General features: G+C 67.0%; 16 protein-coding genes. 5 read left to right on the top strand and 11 right to left on the bottom strand.

The features are described from left to right. The first annotated feature begins 35 nt into the window (after positions 1 to 35). On the top strand, positions 36 to 488 hold the full coding sequence (locus KA712_08590; protein ID MCG5053005.1) for a UPF0158 family protein: 453 nt from the start codon (positions 36 to 38) through the stop codon (positions 486 to 488). A 142-nt stretch (positions 489 to 630) separates the two neighbouring features. Next, on the top strand, positions 631 to 2,073 hold the full coding sequence (locus tag KA712_08585; protein ID MCG5053004.1) for a hypothetical protein: 1,443 nt from the start codon (positions 631 to 633) through the stop codon (positions 2,071 to 2,073). 10 nt (positions 2,074 to 2,083) lie between these two features. On the opposite strand, the gene KA712_08580 is transcribed toward KA712_08585, so the two are convergent. From KA712_08580 to KA712_08570, 3 genes are read right to left on the bottom strand one after another with little or no spacing between them, the layout of a single operon-like run. After that, positions 2,084 to 2,836 carry a hypothetical protein gene (locus KA712_08580; protein MCG5053003.1) on the bottom strand — a complete coding sequence of 251 codons (753 nt, stop codon included), beginning with the start codon at positions 2,834 to 2,836 and terminating at the stop codon, positions 2,084 to 2,086. Then, positions 2,833 to 3,426 carry an RNA polymerase sigma factor gene (locus KA712_08575; protein MCG5053002.1) on the bottom strand — a complete coding sequence of 198 codons (594 nt, stop codon included), beginning with the start codon at positions 3,424 to 3,426 and terminating at the stop codon, positions 2,833 to 2,835. The genes KA712_08580 and KA712_08575 overlap by 4 nt, the downstream gene beginning before the upstream one ends. A gap of 36 nt (positions 3,427 to 3,462) precedes the next feature. Next, the gene (locus KA712_08570; GenBank protein MCG5053001.1) at positions 3,463 to 4,353 is read right to left on the bottom strand and encodes a hypothetical protein; all 891 of its coding nucleotides are present in this window, start codon (positions 4,351 to 4,353) and stop codon (positions 3,463 to 3,465) included. Here KA712_08570 and KA712_08565 point away from each other — a divergent pair. Beyond that, positions 4,352 to 4,846: a response regulator gene (locus KA712_08565; GenBank protein ID MCG5053000.1), complete on the top strand. Its 495-nt coding sequence runs from the start codon at positions 4,352 to 4,354 to the stop codon at positions 4,844 to 4,846. The two genes, KA712_08570 and KA712_08565, sit on opposite strands and share 2 nt — an antisense overlap. A gap of 21 nt (positions 4,847 to 4,867) precedes the next feature. Here KA712_08565 and KA712_08560 read toward each other — a convergent pair whose 3' ends face one another. Further along, positions 4,868 to 5,590, bottom strand: coding sequence for a response regulator (locus tag KA712_08560; GenBank protein ID MCG5052999.1), 723 nt, complete (start codon positions 5,588 to 5,590; stop codon positions 4,868 to 4,870). Positions 5,591 to 5,963: 373 nt separating this feature from the next. On the opposite strand from KA712_08560, the gene KA712_08555 reads away from it, so the two are divergent. Beyond that, positions 5,964 to 6,971 (top strand): ketoacyl-ACP synthase III, encoded by a 1,008-nt coding sequence (locus tag KA712_08555; protein ID MCG5052998.1) that lies wholly within the window; start codon positions 5,964 to 5,966, stop codon positions 6,969 to 6,971. 22 nt (positions 6,972 to 6,993) lie between these two features. Here the strand turns inward: KA712_08555 and KA712_08550 are convergent, their stop codons facing one another. From KA712_08550 to KA712_08540, 3 genes are all read right to left on the bottom strand, one after another. Beyond that, on the bottom strand, positions 6,994 to 7,503 hold the full coding sequence (locus tag KA712_08550; GenBank protein ID MCG5052997.1) for a hemerythrin domain-containing protein: 510 nt from the start codon (positions 7,501 to 7,503) through the stop codon (positions 6,994 to 6,996). A gap of 154 nt (positions 7,504 to 7,657) precedes the next feature. Next, positions 7,658 to 8,536: a hypothetical protein gene (locus KA712_08545; protein MCG5052996.1), complete on the bottom strand. Its 879-nt coding sequence runs from the start codon at positions 8,534 to 8,536 to the stop codon at positions 7,658 to 7,660. Between the two features lie 66 nt (positions 8,537 to 8,602). Beyond that, entirely contained in the window at positions 8,603 to 10,222 is a 1,620-nt protein-coding gene (locus KA712_08540; GenBank protein MCG5052995.1) for a hypothetical protein, read from the bottom strand. Positions 10,223 to 10,390: 168 nt separating this feature from the next. Between KA712_08540 and KA712_08535 the strand changes: the two genes are divergently transcribed. Next, positions 10,391 to 11,422 carry a hypothetical protein gene (locus KA712_08535; protein MCG5052994.1) on the top strand — a complete coding sequence of 344 codons (1,032 nt, stop codon included), beginning with the start codon at positions 10,391 to 10,393 and terminating at the stop codon, positions 11,420 to 11,422. A gap of 16 nt (positions 11,423 to 11,438) precedes the next feature. On the opposite strand, the gene KA712_08530 is transcribed toward KA712_08535, so the two are convergent. The 4 genes from KA712_08530 to KA712_08515 form a co-directional block, all read right to left on the bottom strand. Then, complete coding sequence (locus tag KA712_08530; protein ID MCG5052993.1) at positions 11,439 to 12,854, bottom strand: DUF1501 domain-containing protein; 1,416 nt, start codon at positions 12,852 to 12,854, stop codon at positions 11,439 to 11,441. A 6-nt stretch (positions 12,855 to 12,860) separates the two neighbouring features. After that, complete coding sequence (locus KA712_08525) at positions 12,861 to 16,016, bottom strand: PSD1 and planctomycete cytochrome C domain-containing protein (GenBank protein ID MCG5052992.1); 3,156 nt, start codon at positions 16,014 to 16,016, stop codon at positions 12,861 to 12,863. Between the two features lie 112 nt (positions 16,017 to 16,128). Continuing rightward, entirely contained in the window at positions 16,129 to 16,953 is an 825-nt protein-coding gene (locus KA712_08520) for a carotenoid biosynthesis protein (protein MCG5052991.1), read from the bottom strand. Beyond that, positions 16,950 to 18,470: an FAD-dependent oxidoreductase gene (locus KA712_08515; GenBank protein MCG5052990.1), complete on the bottom strand. Its 1,521-nt coding sequence runs from the start codon at positions 18,468 to 18,470 to the stop codon at positions 16,950 to 16,952. Before KA712_08515 ends, KA712_08520 begins: the two co-directional genes overlap by 4 nt.

Genomic DNA, 18,470 nt, shown 5'->3' with positions numbered 1-18,470 from the left:
CTTGACCCGGGGGCGTCGCTTTGCAGGATCGCCGCATGGCCACCCCCCTCGACATCGACCTGCCCGCGCTGGCGGAGGCCCTGGACGCAGGCCCCTCCGTCTCGTGCGCCTACTACCTCGACCGCCTCACCGGCGGCGTGGAGATGGTGCTGCAGGAGGCGTTCGACGAGCAGGCCCTGTTCGCAGACGTGCGCAACGACCCGGCGCGCTATCGCCCCTTGCCTTTGGCGCCGGCCTGGCTCCGTCGGGACCTGCGCCGGCGTTTCGTCGAAGCGCAGGTCGAAGCCCCCCACGTGCGGGTGCAGCTCCTGGAAGCCCTCGAAGCCCGCCAGGCGCTCGGGGGGTTCGCCCGTCTCCTGCGGTTGCACCCGACTTTGCAGGAAGGTTTCAGCGCTTACAGAGCCCAGGCGCTGGCCCCCCTGGCGCGGGAGTGGCTAGCGTCAGAGAAAATACGCGCGCGCCTTTTGGGGGCCGACCAGGAGGAATGAATTCGCCCGGTGTGCGCAGGCGCACTCCGCCCGAGTTTCGGGTTCGCTGTGCTAAACTTTTGGGTCTCCCTTTGTCGATCGGGCCCCGCGCCCTCGGCCATAGCCCTCTAGACCTCCTCTAGACCCGCTCCCACGAGGCTCCATGTCCGCACCCTTGTTCCGCTCGACCGCGATCTTTTTTGGCCTGGGGGTGGCAGCGCTCGGCGTTGCGCTCGCCGGCTGCGGCAGCCCGGAGAGCCGCGACGACGGCAAGCGCCCCGGGGACGGAGATGCTGGTCCGGGGGACGCGGTGCCAGGAACCGGTGGCGCCTCGGGCGGCGCCGGCGGTAAGGGCGGTAGCGGCGGTGCCTTGGGCACCGGCGGAAAAGGCGGCACCGGTGGCACCAGCCCCGGCACCGGTGGCATGAACCCCGGCACCGGTGGCAACCCGGGTACGGGCGGCACGAGCCCCGGCACCGGTGGCATGAACCCCGGCACCGGCGGCATGAACCCTGGCACCGGCGGCAACCCGGGTACGGGCGGCACGCCGGCCGAGCCCCCCACCCCCACCGTCGCGATCACCGCGCCGACACCGGGTAGCAAGCTGCCGGCGGCGTCGCCCGTACAGGTCTCGGTGAACGCCGCTGTGAGCGCACCCGGCCAGATCGCCCGCGTAGAGATTCTCGAAGGCGACGCAATCCGCGGCACGTCGTCCGCCGCGCCCTTCACCGTGGCCGTCTCGGGGCTTTCGCCGGGCATGCACACGCTGGTCGCACGGGCCGTCACGAACGCCGACAAAACCGCCACCTCCGGCCCCGTGTCCCTCACGCTCGTGGCCGCCCCCACGGTGACTCTGACCCGGCCCCTGGCAAACACCAGCATCAGCACAGGCGCAGCGATCACCGTGGAAGCCTCGGCGGCCTCTGCAGGAGGCACCATCCAAAAGGTCGACTTCTTCGACGGCCCTCAGCTCCTGGGCAGCGACACCACGGCGCCCTACGCCCTAGCCAACGTCCGGCCCCAGGCAGGCGCCCGCGTGCTCACGGCCGTGGCCGAAGATGACATTGGCCAGCGCACCACGTCGGCGGGTGTGCCTCTCAACGTCACGTGGCCGCAAAACACCTACCTCGAGCAGGGCGGCACGGTTACCTTTGACGCCGAGGGCTTCCAGAGCGCCAACGCCAACGGTGATCAGGCCTGGGTGGTGGAGAACGTGAGCCCTGGCGCGCTTGGCACCGGCTACGTGGTGGTGCCCACGATGTCGTTCAACGTCAAGGAGGCCGACGTGGCCTCGGCAGAGCTGACGTACGCGCTGTTTTTCAACCAAACGGGCACGTACAAAATCTTCTCCCGCAACCTCTTCCCCGATAACGGCGCCAATTCGGCCTATTACCGCATCGATGGGGGCCCCCCCGTGGAGATGGGCGCCGCCAGCCAGGCCGCCTTCGCGTGGTCGGAGCTGGGCTCGTTCCAGGTGGCCACGGCGGGCGCAAAGACCTTCACGCTCAAACGACGCGAGTCGAACGCCAAGTTCGATCGCTTCGTGATTTCGCAGGGGGCGCTGCCCACTGGGCAGGGTCCCGCCCTGAGCCCCAAGCAGCCCTGACGGCCCGCGCTCAAGGCGCCGCCCGCGCGCCCACGCGGGCGGCCACCACCGCAAAACGGCCCGCGGGGTAAAGCGCAAGGTAGCTGCGTGCCAGCGCGGGTGCGTCCGCATCTCCCGCCTCGGCGGCGGCCTGAAACGCGAGCGCACGGGCCTCCTCGAGCAACGCTCCCTGCGGGAACTCGGCCTCGTAGCGCTGAGCCAGGGCCCGCGCCTGCCGGGGCTGGGCCTGCCGCTTGAGCGCGCGCACCGCCGCGAGCAACAGGCGTGACTCGGCGGCGCTCGGTGCGGGGGCCGGAGCTTCGGACACCTTCGCGGCCGCGGGCGGGACCTCCGTGCGCACAGCCGGCGCGCGGCGGGGCGGACGGCGCGGCGGAGACGCGAGGCGGACGGGAAGCTCGGGAGGGCTCTCGGTGAGCACCTCGGCGGGAGCGAGCGGACGGGTCACCGGAGGGGAGGACCCGCGCGCGGGAGACCGGGGGCGATCCGCGTCCCGAAGAGACGGGGCAGGTGCGGGTGCGCGCAGCAGACCTACGGCCGCCGCGGCTGCCCCCCCGGCCACGAACAGGCTGAAAAGCACCAGCGCTGGCCGCAGCCGCCGGCCTCTTCGCGGAGCGCCCACCGCAAGCTGGCGGCGGAGCGCACGATGCAGGGAACGGGCCCGCACGCCATCGTCGCCAAAGGCTGCTCGTAAAGCCAACAAGCACCGCTGCAGCGCGGGGCTCGGGGGCGACCCCAGATCGCATTCGGACCGCTCGTGTGTCATGGCCACTCTCCGCCTTGCTGCGCCTGCCGCGCGCTCTCGACCAGTTTGGCGAGGTCCTGGCGGGCCAGCCGCAACCGTGACCACACGGTGTTGAGCGGCACGCCCTGAACCTCGGCGATCTCCTCGCCGCTCGCGCCTTCCACCTCGAACATCCACAAGGCAGCCCGGCGCTTCGGCTCCATGCGATCCAACAAAACCTGCAGCGCGCGCAGACGTTCGGCCTCCTCGTGCGCCGCGGACGTGGTGCGCTCGTCTACGAAGGGAAGCTCCGGATCGGACGTGTCCATGAACACGAGCCGCTTGAGCCAGGCGGCGCGCCGATGATTCCGCACCACGTTGTGCGCCACCCGGTAAAGCCACGCGGCCGGATGCCGGCCATCGAAGCGGGGAAGGCGCCGATGCACCACGAGGAACACGTCCTGCGCCACGTCGTCGAGCTCGGCGGGGCGCACGCCCTGGGCGCGCAGCCACGCGAACACCTTGCTCACCCACTGAGCATAGAAGGCGTCGAACGCGTCCCCGGCTTTGCCGCCGTCCGTGACGTCGTGCGGCTCTGGCGCGTGGGGGCGTTCTTTGAAACTCGAGATCAAGGATCCTCGAGGAATGTATCGGCGGCCCCGAAACCTTCACGGAATCGAAATGGCCAGCCCGAGTTGAGGCTGCCAGCGCAACCCGGGTGTGCGGAACCGCAGCCCAGGGTCGAGCCGTACCCGGGGCGGCGCGGGCAGCCATTCGACCCCCAAGGCCACAAAAGGGCGAAAACGTCCGAGGCGCCACCCGAGCCGCGCCTCCGCCTGCACGGAGCCTACGAGGACCGCGTCGGGCTGCGCGCGGGGCAAGGGAGCAAGCTCCCAGCGGGTCCACGTGAGGGCACCCAGCGCCGATACCGCTCCCTCCCAGACCGGCCCCCCGAACAGAAACCGCCCGCCTCCCCGCGCGAACACGCGCAGCTCTTCGGCCTCGAGGCCCTCGAACCGGGCCCCCAGCGTGTGGGTTGCGCCCCCCACCGTGGCCAGCTGCCAGGGTCCCCACGCGGGGGGCGACAGGGCCACGTGAGCGCCTGCCGCTGCCCCCAAGCCGGGCACGAACTCACCCACCGCGGCGCCCTCGAGCTGCCAGGGGGAGACTGTCTCCGCGACGCGCGTCGGGGGCGGTTGCGGGGCGGTGGTCGCCTCCAACGAAAGGGCCAAAACCAGAAAGACGGCCGCGTTGCGGGCCCGGGCGGCGCAATCCCGCTCTGGATCTTCCAGTACCCGGCGCTGGGTGCCCCTTTGCACCACGAAGGTGGTCCCCTCGTCGAAGGCCATGGCGAGCGGTGCGGGCTCGGCCAGCAACCGCGCCAGCTCTGCAGCCGGTAGCGCCGACGCGAGGGCCCGCTCGATCGCCGGGCTTTCCGGGCAGGTGCCCACCGCCTCGGGCGCCGCCGCCCGCGCACGGCCCCATCCCAGGCCCAGCCCCAGCAGGAGCACGAGCGCGCGGGCGCCCCCGAAACCAAGGTGATGCCAGCCACCTGCCATGCGCAGCCATCATAGCGTGCGCGCCGAAGGCCTCTATGGGGTGGCCCGTCTCGAACGCGAAGGTATGGTTAGGCCCATGCCCCCCTTCGATCAGCCTGGCGCCCCCTGGGAGCCGAAGCGCATCGTGGTGATCGACGACAACGTCGACGGCGCCGAGAGCCTCAAAGACGTGCTCGAAGCGGGTGGGCACGACGTGAGGGTGGCGTTCGACGGGCCCGAAGGCCTGGCAGCGCTCCGCAGCTTCGTGCCCGACGTGGTCCTGTGTGACATCGGGTTGCCAGGCATGGACGGCTACGACGTGGCGCGGGCCGTGCGCGCCGATCCCACCCTGGCATCGGCCTTTCTGGTGGCGCTCAGCGGATACGCAGCGGCGGAGGATATCGAGAGGGCCAAGCGGGCTGGCTTCGACAGGCACATGGCAAAGCCGCCGGACCTCAGCGCGCTCGACAGGCTGCTCGCCACCGTGCCGTCGGCCCGGTCGACGCGACCCTGAGGCTGTACACGCGCCCGCGGCTCAGCCGAAGCGCCCGCGAGAAGACCGTTTGCGGCGCGCCCGGCTCCCGCGGGATGCGGCGTCAGAGGGCCGGTTCGGCTCCGGGGCCTGCCCCGCGCCCCGGGGCGGGCGCGGAGGTGGGGGGGGGCCCCAGCTGCGGGCGCGCACCGCCCACCCCGCCACGAGCTGCCGCCCTCCGTTCGCGTCGTTCCACTCCCAGCGCAGGGTGCCGGCGCGCAAGGGCACACCCCGGACCCCGGGGGCACGCCCGAGGGTCAGGTGGCGCCAGCGTCTCGCTTCGCCTCCCCGGGTGCCCCCGCCTCCTTTGGCCTCACCGTGCCGGGGTGTGCCGGAGCCCGTACCGCCCCTCCCCCCGGAGGGCGTCAGCAAACGCTCGAGCAGACGGTCGAGTTCCTCCAGGCCGAACGGCTTGACCAGGACATGCGGAACCCCGTGCTCACGAGCGACGCGGCCCGCGTCCCAGCCCGCCGACATGATGATCACCGGAACACCTCGTTGCACCGCCGTCCGGGCGGCGAGAAACCCAGCGCCGTCGAGCACCGGCAGCATGAGATCCAGGAGCACGAGATCTGGGCAGTAAAGCGACAGGGCCTCCAGGCCCTCTCTTCCATTGCGTGCGAGCGCCACATCGTACCGATCCTCGAGCGCCCCGAGCAGTGAATCGGCGATGCCTTCGTCGTCCTCGACGATGAGAATCCTGTGGCGGGTATGCGCGGATCTCATGCGACCACCTCGGCAAGCGGGTGGGCAGACAGATCGAGCGTTTTCGTGATCTGGTCCCACGCGCGCTCCGTTACGATCTCGTACTCGTCGGTAGAGAGTCGTGTTTCCATGGGCGGGATACTACCCGCAGGCTTGCCGGATGGCCCCTTACACTTGTCGATTCGTCGTGCAGCACAAGCACGTTTATGTCGGTACCGATCGATCCCCAAAAGCCCCAGTGAGGTCGATGTTCCCTTGACGAAACGCTGCCTCACAAACCCGCGTCCGTGCAGCGCTACGGTGGCGCAAAATTGTCGCACCGTTGCCACCCGAGAGTCACCAACGGTCGCCAGGGTGTCTGGCAGGTGGCTACGGCCGTCCAGGAGACACCCACATGACACGAACGATCTTTCTGGGAACGGGGCACGCGGTGCCCGACAAGGTGGTTACGAATGACGAACTCGCGCAGGTGATGACCACCTCCGACGAGTGGATTCGCCAGCGCACAGGCATCGAAGAGCGCCGCCATGTCGACTTCGCACGCGCGCCGATGGGGGCATCGGATCTGGGCGCCCAGGCGGGGCGGGCGGCCCTCGCCAACGCCGGGGTGAGCCCCGACGACGTCGACCTCATCATCTACGCCACGCTCAGCCCCGATCGCGCGTTCCCCGGCGACGGCGTGCTCGTTCAGGCCAAACTGAACATCCCTGCGGGGGTGCCCGCGCTGGACATTCGCAACCAGTGCTCCGGGTTCCTCTACGGCTTGTCCATCGCTGATGCGTTCATCCGCATCGGCACCTACCGGCGCGTGTTGCTGATTGGCTCCGAGGTGCACTCGACGGGGCTCGACTTTTCGGATCGGGGCCGAGACGTGTCCGTCATCTTCGGCGACGGCGCGGCCGCCGTGGTGCTAGGCCCAACCGAGGATCCCGCGCGCGGTGTGCTCTCGGTTCATCTGCACGCCGATGGGCGCTTCGCTGACGAGCTTTGCTGCAACTATCCTTCGAGCGCCACCATGCCCCGCATCGACACCGCTCATCTGCACGATGGGGCTCAGTTTCCCCACATGAACGGCCGCAACGTGTTCAAGCACGCCTCGGTACGCATGCCGGAGGTGATCGAGGAAGCGCTCGCGGCGAACCAGCTCACCCCAAGCGACATCGATCTGCTCATCCCGCATCAAGCCAACTTGCGGATCAGCGAAATGGTCCAGCAGCGCATGGGTCTGCCCGGGAGCAAGGTCTGGAACAACATCCAGCGCTACGGCAACACCACCGCCGCTTCGATTCCCCTGGCCCTCGACGAAGCGCGCGCCGCGGGGCGATGCCAACCGGGCGACCTCGTTTGTTTCGCCGCCTTCGGCGCCGGGTTTACCTGGGGCGCCGCCCTCGTCCGCTGGTGAGTGAGGAGGCGGCGCCCGTCCGTCACAAAGACGCAGCGTGATCGGTCTGGGAGGACAGCTGCTTTCCCACGTTCTTTTTGGTGCGTCCCAGCTTGGAGGCGAGCATACGCATCTCGTCACCGAGCTCTGCCAGCCGCTCCTTACCGAGCAGCTTGCGCACCTTGGGGAAGAGTTCTTTTTCCTCCTCCTTGACGTGATGGAGGACCTGCTCCTTGAGCACGGCGACCTTCGCCCTGAATTGCGGATCCTTGGGCTTCATCGCCAGGAGATCGGCCAGCGTGCGCTTGGCGGCCAGATGCTCCTCGACACCCTCGCGGAGCTGCCCCTCGGTTTCATCTTCGTTGCTCGCGGGATAAAAGATCCGCTCTTCGAGCGTCATGTGCAAGGCCAAGGAGTTGGCCAGCTTCTTCATCGTGGACATTTTCGGGTTTCCGTCTTCGAGCTCCTCGAAGAACGCCTCGACCTCCCGGTGCTGGGTCATCAGAATCTTGGTTGCGTCCTCGGTCTTCTCGTCTTTGCTCGTCTTTGCCATCTGGACCTCGGGCGATGCAGGCCTTCAAGAACCATGCCCGATGCGATGGACCCGGGACACACAGCCTGCACGCAAGGAAGCCGAAAATACGGCCTTTTTGTGTGGGCATGCGGTAACGCGTCCACACGGGACGGGGCGTGTCGGAAACGACAGGCTAGCCCAGTGGCGTAAAGGTCTCGTGCGCAAGAATGCTCTTGGCGGCATCGCCCAGCACGTCTCGCTGTAGGCGCCGTTCATCCCCGAAAAAGGCGCGCGCTATGGCCCTGTCGACGCGCCGAACGCCCACCAATGCGAGCGCTTCTTCCAAGGTGGTGACGTTCTCGGCGTAAGCCACGTTCACCTCGGCGCCCTTCGGCTCCTGGAAGCGCTTGCGGAAGTACTGCATGGCGCTGCTCCGCTCCCGCGCTTGATGGTCCCCCGCCACCACCACCTCGAGCCCGCGGCGCTCGGCGGGAGAAAGCTCACCGTAGGCGGTTTCGACCTGTCGATGAAGGGCTGCGAGTTGGGCGCGGGTGGCCGCCTCGGTCAGGATCAGGAGGCGGGGGCCAAGGGCGCGCGCAAAGCGCTCGAGCGCGGAACGCTGGAGCAGGTCTGCCGCCAGCAACGCCCGCAGAAAATCGCGGGTGGCCTTCGTGACGTCCTTGACCAATGCCACCTCATCACCCCTCACGGCGCCCCGCGGCCCGGTGCTGGCCGCGCGTTCGAGGCGGGCGAGGTACGCCCGCAAAGTCTCCCTTGCGTCGCTGGGCAGGGGGCCGTCGGCAAGGCCGCACAGGGCGGCGTAAAGCCCCACGGGTCCGTGGGCGGCCGCCTTGAGCAGTCGGAACACAGGCGGGGTGACCGGCAGGGACAAACGCGACGCCCCCCGCACGACCCAGAGCACATCGTCCAGGAAAACGAAGACGGCGCTCTCGCGCTCCGCCCTGGCACGCACCTGGCCGTAAGCGCCATGAAACGCCTCGTTGACACCCTCGAACGTGCGCTCGGCCTCTCTGCACCCGTCAACCTCTCCGCAGCCCGTCATCCCCCCCACGCCGTGCAAGGGTCCTGCCGGTCTCGAGAGTGCGTCGCGGCGCAGTTCGCCCTTTGCGACTCGGACCTACCTATTCAGCAGGAGATGCCCCACAGCGTAGCGGCCGTCTCCTGTGATTGGGAATACGTACACCTCATTTAGCCTGCCATCCGGGATGCGAAACCGGTGATTTCTGATCCCGGGAGCTCCCACCGGAGAGACGATGTGTTCCTCCCGACTTTGGTCGGTCCTCAGGGACACTCTATACTCGTCGTTGCCATCGAGACCGATTTCTAGAGAATCGAGCCGAACCTTCGACTGCGCAACAAAAACCGTGACTCGGTCGTCTCCGAAGACGTAGTTGCCGTTTGCGTCCCAGGGCTCTCCTTCAGGGGAACGTGTGGATAACCCCGATCTTTCACTAAGGTGAACGCGCTCGAAACTTGCGTGGGAATTCATCGAATCTCTCCAGTGGTTTGCCGTCGACCAGGCCAACAAGAGGGCCACAAGGGAACCAGCTGCGACATCGGCCTGCCTTGCACCTCTTGTCAAAGTTCGCAATGACACGGCGCCAATAGATTCGGGATGACGAGAGACGAGAACACAAGCGAGAACAGAACCTACACCATAAAGCTCACCATACTGCCGAACTTCATCGATCACGCCCACGGTCGCACCCGCCAGCAACTGCAAACCAAACATGATCGACGCGCCTTGAAAAAGACCTCCCAGTCGATTCCAGGATCTCATGCCGACCAGGTAGTAGACGACAACGACAAGCGTCATTCTAGGCAAATACGACATGACCGCATGAAATGACAGCGTCGTATTCATGAGATGGAATTCGAGCGCGTCTCCCATGGCATCTCGATACACGAGTCGAGTGGAGACCTGCCGAATCGCAACCCCCAACAGAGATGCAGCCAGCAACCCCAGGATAGCCATGCGCGACTTGGCGGGCGCCTTTCCTTTCAGGATACCGGCAAAACTCGACAACTTCTCGCGAACGCTTTGTCCAGGGATCAAAGCGAAGCTTGCCACCAAGGGCAACAGGGCACCCGTCTCTCGATTCAGTGTTGAGGCGACGAATCCGGAGAACGCAAGCACCCAGCGCCGGCTGTAGAACGCAATGAACGTCCACAGAACCAACGTGGGCGTAAAGGGATCGTACATGAAGTAGATGCCGCGCTCTTCACACTTTAGAAGCGGCCAAAGAAGCACGGCACATATCGCCGTCCACCAGGGCGCCGTCGAGACATGTCCGAGACTCCTGAGAAACGCCACGATGCCGACTCCCAGAAGCACGAGGGAGAGCCAAACCATCGCCAAGAAGACCGCGGCTCTATCCTCGGACCCCATCCGGTGCGCCACCGAAAAACCATGGAGCATCCCTCTAGTGATATCGGCCTCGTTAAGCATAGAACGAAGGGGAGATACCAGCGACTCGGCGGCGGCTGCGATGGGTTTGTAAACACTGGGAACCAGCGTTCGGCTCACGAACGGCTGCCGCGCCGTTCCGTCCAGCATGCCTCCGATGCGCATGTCTGGCCAATGCAGGTATGCGTAGCCTCTGGCCCAGTTCAGGGTCGAGTAGGCGGAGACGATGAGCAGCATTGCCAGCAGAACCGCGGGTGTGGCCCTACCGAACAGGCGTTGGCTTTTGGTCGGCTTTTCGGCTTTCGAGGCATTCTCTTGGACGGCGTTCATGGAAAGCGGGTCGAAGCTACGACAAGAGGACACCCGTGGACAGGTCAAACACTGGTCTCGCGATTTATCCCCCCACGACTCCAGCAAATCCTTAAACGCGTCGCGTGATTTCGCTGCGAATCTGATTGCGCTCACACAAATTTCGCATGTAAATGACGTGGCCTACCCATGCGACCCTCATTCCTTCTTCGTTGGGCCGGCGTGACGCTGGCTGGGATTGTCTTGATGTTGCCGGCCCCGGCGCGGGCAAAGCCGGGCGTGAAAGTGGGGCAGGGTCCGCACCGTTACGAGTGGGTCGAGGGCTGGCCGAAGCTCCCACCCGGCATGAACGTCGGGCAAACGCATGGCGACGTGGTGATCGACAGCAAGGATCGCGTCTTCTTCAGTGTCGATACGGGCAACGCCCTCTTCATGGCCGATCCTGAGGGTCGGATCCTGCGCGTGTTCGGGCAAGACCTGGCCGCCGGCATACACGGTATGCGCCTCGTGAAGGAGGCGAACGGTCGCGAAGTCATTTGGCTGGCTCATCTCGGGCGCCACGAGGTGATCAAGATCTCCCTTACGGGTGAAACGTTGTTGACCATCCCCTTCCCCGACCGCCGAGGCATTTACCGGACGGCCGAGGAATACAGGCCCACCGCCGTCGACGTGGCCCCGAATGGAGACGTCTACGTGGTGGATGGCTACGGCCGCTATTGGCTTCACCGCTTCGACAACGAAGGCAACTACGTGCAGTCGTGGAACGGCAGCGAGGGGCAGGCCGGTCCCTTCCGCGAGCCGCACGGTGTGGGCATCGACCTCCGAGGCGCCACACCTCAAGTGGTGGTTGCCGATCGCGCCAACCACCGCTTGCAGCGCTTCGCACTCGACGGCACGTATCTCGGGCAGGTCGAAGAGGGCCTACGGAGGCCGTCGAAGATCGTAGCGCGGGGTCGCGATCTGCTGGTCGTCGACCTCGAAGGCCGGGTGACCCTGTTCGACGAGAGCTACCGGGTGACCGCTCACCTGGGCGACAACAGCAACCCCGAGCTGCGGGGAAAGTACGCGGTGCCACCCGCGGAATGGAGGCCGGGTGAGTTCAACGCCCCCCACGGAGCGGCCTGGGACTCGCAGGGGAACCTGTATGTGGCCGAGTGGAACGCGTACGGGCGCATCAACAAGCTGCTACGCAAGCCCGCGGAGCCAGCCGCCCCACGTTGAGCGCGTGTGTCGCCGCTCAGCTCACGAGTTTGTGAACGACCTCTCCGTGCACGTCGGTGAGCCGATAGTCCCTGCCCTGAAACTTGAACACCAGCTTGGTGTGGTCGATGCCCAGCTGGTGAAGCGCGGTGGCATGCAGATCATGAACGTGCACGGGATCGTTGGCCACGCGGTAGCCGAAGTTGTCGGTGGAGCCGATCTCGATTCCGGGTTTCGTGCCGCCTCCGGCCACCCACATCGTAAAGGCCTTCGGATTGTGATCACGGCCTAGCAGCTTTGATCCGCCTCGCTCCTCGTTCATGGGCGTGCGGCCAAACTCTCCGCCCCAGACCACGAGCGTGCTGTCCAAGAGCCCCCGCTGTTTGAGGTCGGTGATCAACGCCGTCATCGCCTGGTCGACCTCTTTGCACCGCGCGGGCAGTCCGTGCACGAGGTCACCTCCCTTTTTGTTTCCATGATGGTCCCAGCCGCGGTGAAACAGCTGAACGAAGCGCACGCCCCGTTCGACCAGGCGGCGTGCCAGCAGACAGTTGTTCGCGAACGACTCCTTGCCGGGTTCTGTGCCGTACATCGCATGGGTCGCAGGCGTCTCGCGGGAGATGTCCATCAATTCGGGCACGCTCGCCTGCATGCGGAAAGCCATTTCGTAGGCGGCGATCCGCGTATCCACTTCAGGGTCGCCGATGCGGAGCTTGTGCTCGGCGTTGAGCGCGTTGAGGGCGCGAATCGAGTTCTTGCGCGCCAACTCGGAAACACCCGGCGGGTTCGAGAGAAACAACACCGGATCCCCCTTGCTGCGAAACTCTACACCTTGATAGTTCGTGGGAAGGAACCCCGACCCCCAACACGACTTGCCGCCATCCGGAGCCGCGTCGCCCGAAAGCAAGACGACGAAACCGGGTAAGTCTTTACTTTCAGAGCCAAGCCCATAGGTAAGCCAGGCGCCCATGCTCGGACGCCCTACGATCTGGTGGCCCGTGTTCATGAAGACCTGAGCGGGCGCGTGGTTGAACTGCGTGGTGTGCATGGATTTGATGAGCGCGACGTCGTCGACCACCGCACGAAAGTGCGGAAGCAGCTCCGAGACCTCGGCCCCCGTTTGCCCACAGCGCGCGAAGCGGTAGGGAGAGCCCAACAAGCGCGGCCGCCCCTTGATGAACGCAAAGCGCTCCCCCTTGATCAACTCGTCGGGGCAGGGTTTGCCATTCCAGCGCTGCAGATCCGGTTTGTGGTCGAAGAGATCGAGCTGCGACGGCGCCCCGGCCATGAACAAAAAGATCACGCTCTTGGCCTTGGCAGGCCCCTGCACCGGCACGCCCGTGCGGGCCTCGGCCTCCCGGCCCAAGAGGTCCGCCAAAGCCAGGCTCCCAAGTCCCGCGCCCGTGAGCACGTGCCTGCGGGTCAGTCGACCGCCAGTCAGCCTTATCGTCACGAGTCGCTATTCCTTGGTCTGCGTGGCATCCATGTTCAGCAAGACGTTGGCCACCAACGTCCAGGCCGCTTGCTCGTGCGGCGCGCCCACCCGCGCAGCGTCTTCGGCCGACCGTGAGCCCGCCCGTGTCTGTTCGAGCAAAGCCACGGCGCCGGCCCTGGCGAAGCGCTTCTCTTCGTTGTGCAGCAACGTTGTCAGAATTCCAAGCGTCTTTGCACTGGCACGCCTGCCGGTCGCCAGGCGATGTCCGTGCTGGAGGCGCGCCGTGGGGTGGCTACCTGCCTCTTTGGCCATGCGCTCGGAAAGCCCACGCGCCATCTCGAGAAACGCTTGGTCGTTGAGCAGCGTCAGCGCCTGCAGAGGTGTGTTCGTGCGTATGCGCCGCACGGTGCAGACCTGCCGGCTGTTGCCGTCGAAGGTCGTGAGCACGGGATAGGTGGCCGAGCGCCGGATGAACGTGTAGACGCCCCGGCGAAACCGATCCTCTCCGGAGGCGGTCGTCCAGCGCGGCGAATCCACGGCGTCGTTGTACGGGATCTCCCAAACGCCCTCGGGTTGGGGGGGGAACACGCTGGGGCCTCCCCTCTTGAGGGACAGAAGTCCGCTGGCAGCAAGCGCGATGTCGCGCACCATCTCGGCTTCGACCCGGAAGCGAGGCCCTCGCGCCAGATAAACGTTGTACGGGTCCAGCGCCTGCAAGCGCGGGGAGGTGCGCGCGCTCTGTTGGTACGTGGCCGAGCTGACGATGAGCTCGAGCATCGCTTTGGCATCCCAGCCCTTATCCATGAAGGTCACCGCGAGCCAATCGAGCAGCTTGGGGTGTGAGGGGGGGGAGCCTTGCGTGCCGAAGTCCTCCGCCGTCTCCACGAGCCCTCGCCCAAACAGTGTTTCCCACATGCGGTTCATGGTCACGCGGGCGATGAGGGGGTTGTCACGCGACGCCAGCCATTGCGCCAAGCCCAGTCGGTTGCGGGGCAACGCGGGGTTCATGGGCGGCAACACGGCAGGGGTGCCGGCCGCCAGCGGCTCTCCAGGGCTGGTGAAGGCGCCCTTGTCGCGGAAGGGTGTCGAGGGGGGTGCTGGGCCTGCCTTCTCCTTCATGACCAGAGTGCTGGGGATCCCGAGCGCTTCGATGGATCGTCCGAGGGACTCGATACGCTCCCGCACGGGCGCTAGCACCTTCGATACGCTGCGGTGAAACGCTGCCACGGCAGCGGGCGCGTCGGCGGCACGGGCGGCGGGCTTCTGCACGAAGGTGCGCACCTCGGCGGGCATACCCAAGAAGACCAACGCCTCGGCATTTTCGCTCACGGAGAGACGAAAGCAGCCGAGCGTGTGCTCCGGATGGATGGACTGGTGCTCGAGCGTGACGGTGAGCTCGACGCCGTCATCGAAGAAAAGAGGCGTGGCGAACTCCACGGCAGCCAGCTGCGCCGTCCCCATCTGCGCGCCGATCGACCAGCCAGTGTGGGGGTCGTCGTCGAGCATGTCTTCCGCGGGCGACGTCTTGTTGGCCACGGAATCGATGGCCCGCGCGAGGCGCACCTCCACGCGTTCGGCCGGCCGGCCCCGCGGAGCCGCAAACACCCGCAGCCGCGAGATCATGAAGGAGCCGTTGGGGGCCCGCCCAGGTCCCCCTTCGGGCAGCGACGCATCCGGAAGCACCTCGATCTGCAACGCGGTGACCCGCTTCGCGGGTGAGCTGACACGAAGCGTGTAGTCGTCGGTGGGCGAGCTTGGACCGCTCACCAACACGGCACGATCGGGGCGCAGGGAGAAGCGTGCCCCGTGCGCGGACTGTCCCCGCACCTCTTCCACCGTCTTCCAGGCGCGTGCCTGGCCCAGGGCGCTTTGCATCCATGCCGCGCGCTCGGACACCACGGCAGGTGTATCGGTATCGAGCTGCCGTTGGGCGTCCTGCAAGGCGCGGCTCAGCTGCTGGAGCGCCCTGGCCTGCGCTTCGTTCGGCACGAGCAGCTTGGGATCGCCCATGGGGCGCCCGTTTCCCGCGAAGTCTCCGGTGGTGATGGTCTCCGTGTTGTCGAAGAACGCCAGGAACCGGTAGTAGTCGCGTGCCGAGAAGGGATCGTACTTGTGGTTGTGGCACTGCGCGCAGCCGAGCGTGGATCCCATCCACACGGACGCCGTGGTGTTGGTACGGTCGACCATCACCTCGAAGCGCGCCTCCAGAGGGTCCACGCCTCCTTCTTCGTTGAGCAGCGTGTTCGCGTGAAAACCCGACGCGATCTTCTGAGCGGTCGTCGCGTTCGGCAACATGTCGCCGGCGAGCTGTTCGATGGTGAAGCGATCGAAGGGCATGTTGGCGTTGAGGCTTTCGATGACCCAGTCGCGAAACATCCACATCGATCGCAGACGATCTTTTTCGTAGCCGTTCGAGTCCCCGTAACGGGCCAGATCCAGCCAGGGGCGGGCCCACCTCTCGCCGTACTGCGGAGACGCCAAAAGCCGCTTGACCAAGCGCTCCCAGGCATCAGGCGACGCGTCTTGCGTGAAGGCATCGATTTCGTCCGGGCTCGGGGGCAGCCCGGTGAGGTCCAGGCTCACCCGGCGCATCAGCACCTCAGGCTCCGCGCGCGGCGAGGGGCGCAGGCCTTTGGCCCGCATGACCTCCCGCACGAACGCATCGATCGGGTTATTGATCCAGGGATCGTCGAGCGCAGGAAGCGTGGGCAGTACGGGCGCCTGATACGCCCAGTGCGTGGTGGCCTTGTCGTCAGGATCGTGCGCGGGCCACGGCGCTCCTTCCGCAATCCAGCGGGAAACCAACGCAGCCTCGTCGGGCATCAGGGCGGGCGCGTCTTGCGGCATGCGATCGTCGGCATCACCCGTCACGAGCAGAAGATAAAGCGTGCTTTTGTCGGGACGGCCCGGCGTGATGATCCCGTCATCGAAGGCCGCGGCGGGGCGCCGGTCGAGGCGCAGGCCCGCGCGCTGTTTGCCGCTGCCGTGGCAACGCGTGCAATGCTTTTCCAACAAGGGCCGGATGTGCTCGTCGAAGCTGACCGGGCTGGGCTTGTCCGCTGCGCGCGCAGAAGCGCAGCACAACGTGAGCGAGATCACAGAGGCCAGGGCCAAGCAGACCACGCCGAGGGGGCGTGTGCAGCGGGTGGCAGCAGGGCCTGCGGGTCGACTCGTTACCACGGGGGCATTTGGTCTTGGTGCCCTGAGGAGAGGCAACGAAAATGAATGCTCGAGGCTCGAATGCTTGACGTTCGACAGGGCCCGCAACGAAGCGCCGCCCCGGGTCTGGACGTTACGTGTCCCTGCCCCCGCGCCCGCTGCCTGAAAGCTGAAGTCGTGCCGCCGTCAGCCCGGCGAGCGTCACGCCCAGTAAGGCGGGCAAAACGAACCCCAAGAGCGCATTGACGAGGGTCAAGAAGACGAGGTTCGCAGCCCAGGTGCCGAGCAGCGTGGGGTGGGCCACAAGACCCACCCTTGCGATCCGTAGACACGCGAGCAAAAGCAGACTGGCCGCCAGGGACGATACGATCCACCCCAGAAAGTTGGACAGCGGTACGTCGTAAAACCGCAGCGTCTCGATGACGCGAGCCCCGGCCGCGGGGTCTTGCCAGCTCCAGAAACCCAAGCGGGTGGCAGCGGGATCGAGAACCAGGTCGAAGGCCACGAGGTAAGCGGTGGCGATGAAGGCCACAACGAGCGGGTGCCGCACCTTGCGCCCGGACGACGCGAGGGCCACGGCCGCGAGCACGAGAGGCACCCAAGAAAAGGGCAAGGTCCAGGGCACGAGGCCCAGCAGCTTCGGGCCCAGCGCGTCGCCGTAACGAAAGGCGCCGTAAGGCCAGCCCGTGGCCACGCCCGTGCCTTCGATGGCGAAGCCGAAGACGGAGAGCAGCGCCAGGATGGCAAGCCCGCGGCGGGCCCCGAGACGCTGGAGGAACGCCGCGCCCGCAGGCACCGCCATGAGCACGGTGAAGACCGCGCTCAGCGCGGCCTGCCCGGGTTGCTGCGGAAAATGCACCACCCCCACCGCCCCCACGCCGAGGACGAGCAGCGCGCCGAGGAACGCGAGCTTTATGCGGTGGCTGCGCCCAAGGGCCGATGGACGGCCCCAGCTCATGCGGCCTCGCCCGGTGACCGCTGGTGTTGCGTGCGGACCGCGGGCCGCGTCGGGAGGGCATCCGCCCCGAGATGAGCATGCACGGCCGCAGCCACGCCGCGTGCCCCCGCAAGCACCGCCGGAATGCCTCCCCCCGGATGAATTCCGGCCCCCACGCGAAAGAGCAACGGGTGCCGAGGATGCCGCGTAGGCACCGGGTGGAAGGGCCCCGCCCGGTGCGGCGGATGAAGCTGTCCATACAGCGCACCGCTCGGGTGACCGAACGCCCCGTAGTACGCCGGGGTGAGGGCCAGCGGAGGCGCCACCCAGGCGCGCCCGGGTCGGTGGGGGTCGAGCGCGGCCACGTCAAGGCCCGTGAGGCGCTCGATGCGGCGGAGCTGCCGCGCCACGAAGGCCTCCGCTTCGGGTGGCGGGGGGCCCGCCGGGACCGTCAACAACACCGCCAGGGTCGCGTGGTGCGGGTCGGGGTTGGCGGGATGGCCAAGCGGGTGATGATGGAGAAATGCCATCGTGGTGGCAGGCCACAGCCCCGCCCCGAGGGCCGCAAAGAAAGAGGGGGAATCGGCGGGCATGATGACTTGATGAAGCGGCCAGCCTGCTGTCTTGGCGGGGTCGACGGCGCCATGGAAGGCCATGACCGAACAGCTGAGCTTTTCCCGATGCGGCCGTTGCGAGGGTGATGCCGGCTCCGACAAAAGCCGCTCGGTACACACCGGATCCAGGTTGCTCACGATGGCGTCAGCGCGCAGGGTCTGCCCGCCGTCGAGGGTCACCCGCTCTCCGTCGATGCGCGTGGCCGCGCAGCCGGTGCGGATCTGCACCCCACCCGCCTCCAACAGGGAGACCAGAGTTTGCACCAATCGGTACACCCCGCCTTCGGGCACGAAGACGCCTGCATCGGCCATGACGGCCGGCAGGGCGCCGTAGAGCGAGGGCACGTCGCGCGGCCCGGCCCCGGCATTGAGCGCGTGGATGGCGATGAGCTCTCCGAGGGGCGGAGGCAGGGGCTGGTTTCGCCGCATCCACGCGTGCATCGAGCTGGCAAAGCGAAGCCTCTGCATCATGCGCAACGCGGGCCCGATGGCCCGGCGATCACGAGGATCAACCTGCAAAAGACGCGACAACAGGGGGCCGAGCGGGGCGTACCGCGCGGCGTACGCAGCGAAGGCTTCGGCTCCGGGGTCGGCGGGACTTGGGGGCAATGTGAGGGCGTAGTGTTCGTGGCGGTAAAGGCCGAGCCCGGGCAGGCGCAAGAAGCGCGGCCAGGCGATCTGCGAGGCGAGCTGGGGAAACGCCGCGCGCCAAGTCTGCACCACCCCCTCCCAGACCTCGGGGAAGGTGACGAGCGCGGGCCCCGTGTCGATGACCACACCGTGGTGAGTGAGCCGACGTGACTTGCCGCCCAGCCACGCGTTCTTTTCGACCAGAGTGACGCGATGGCCCCGGGCGCAAAGCAGCGCCGCGGTCGTCAGCCCTCCCAGACCTCCCCCCAGGACCAGAACCTCTTTGCCGCGCAC

It is taken from the genome of Myxococcales bacterium (assembly GCA_022184915.1).
Classification (GTDB): domain Bacteria; phylum Myxococcota_A; class Polyangia; order Fen-1088; family Fen-1088; genus JAGTJU01.
This window is presented reverse-complemented; position numbering and strand designations above follow the sequence as displayed.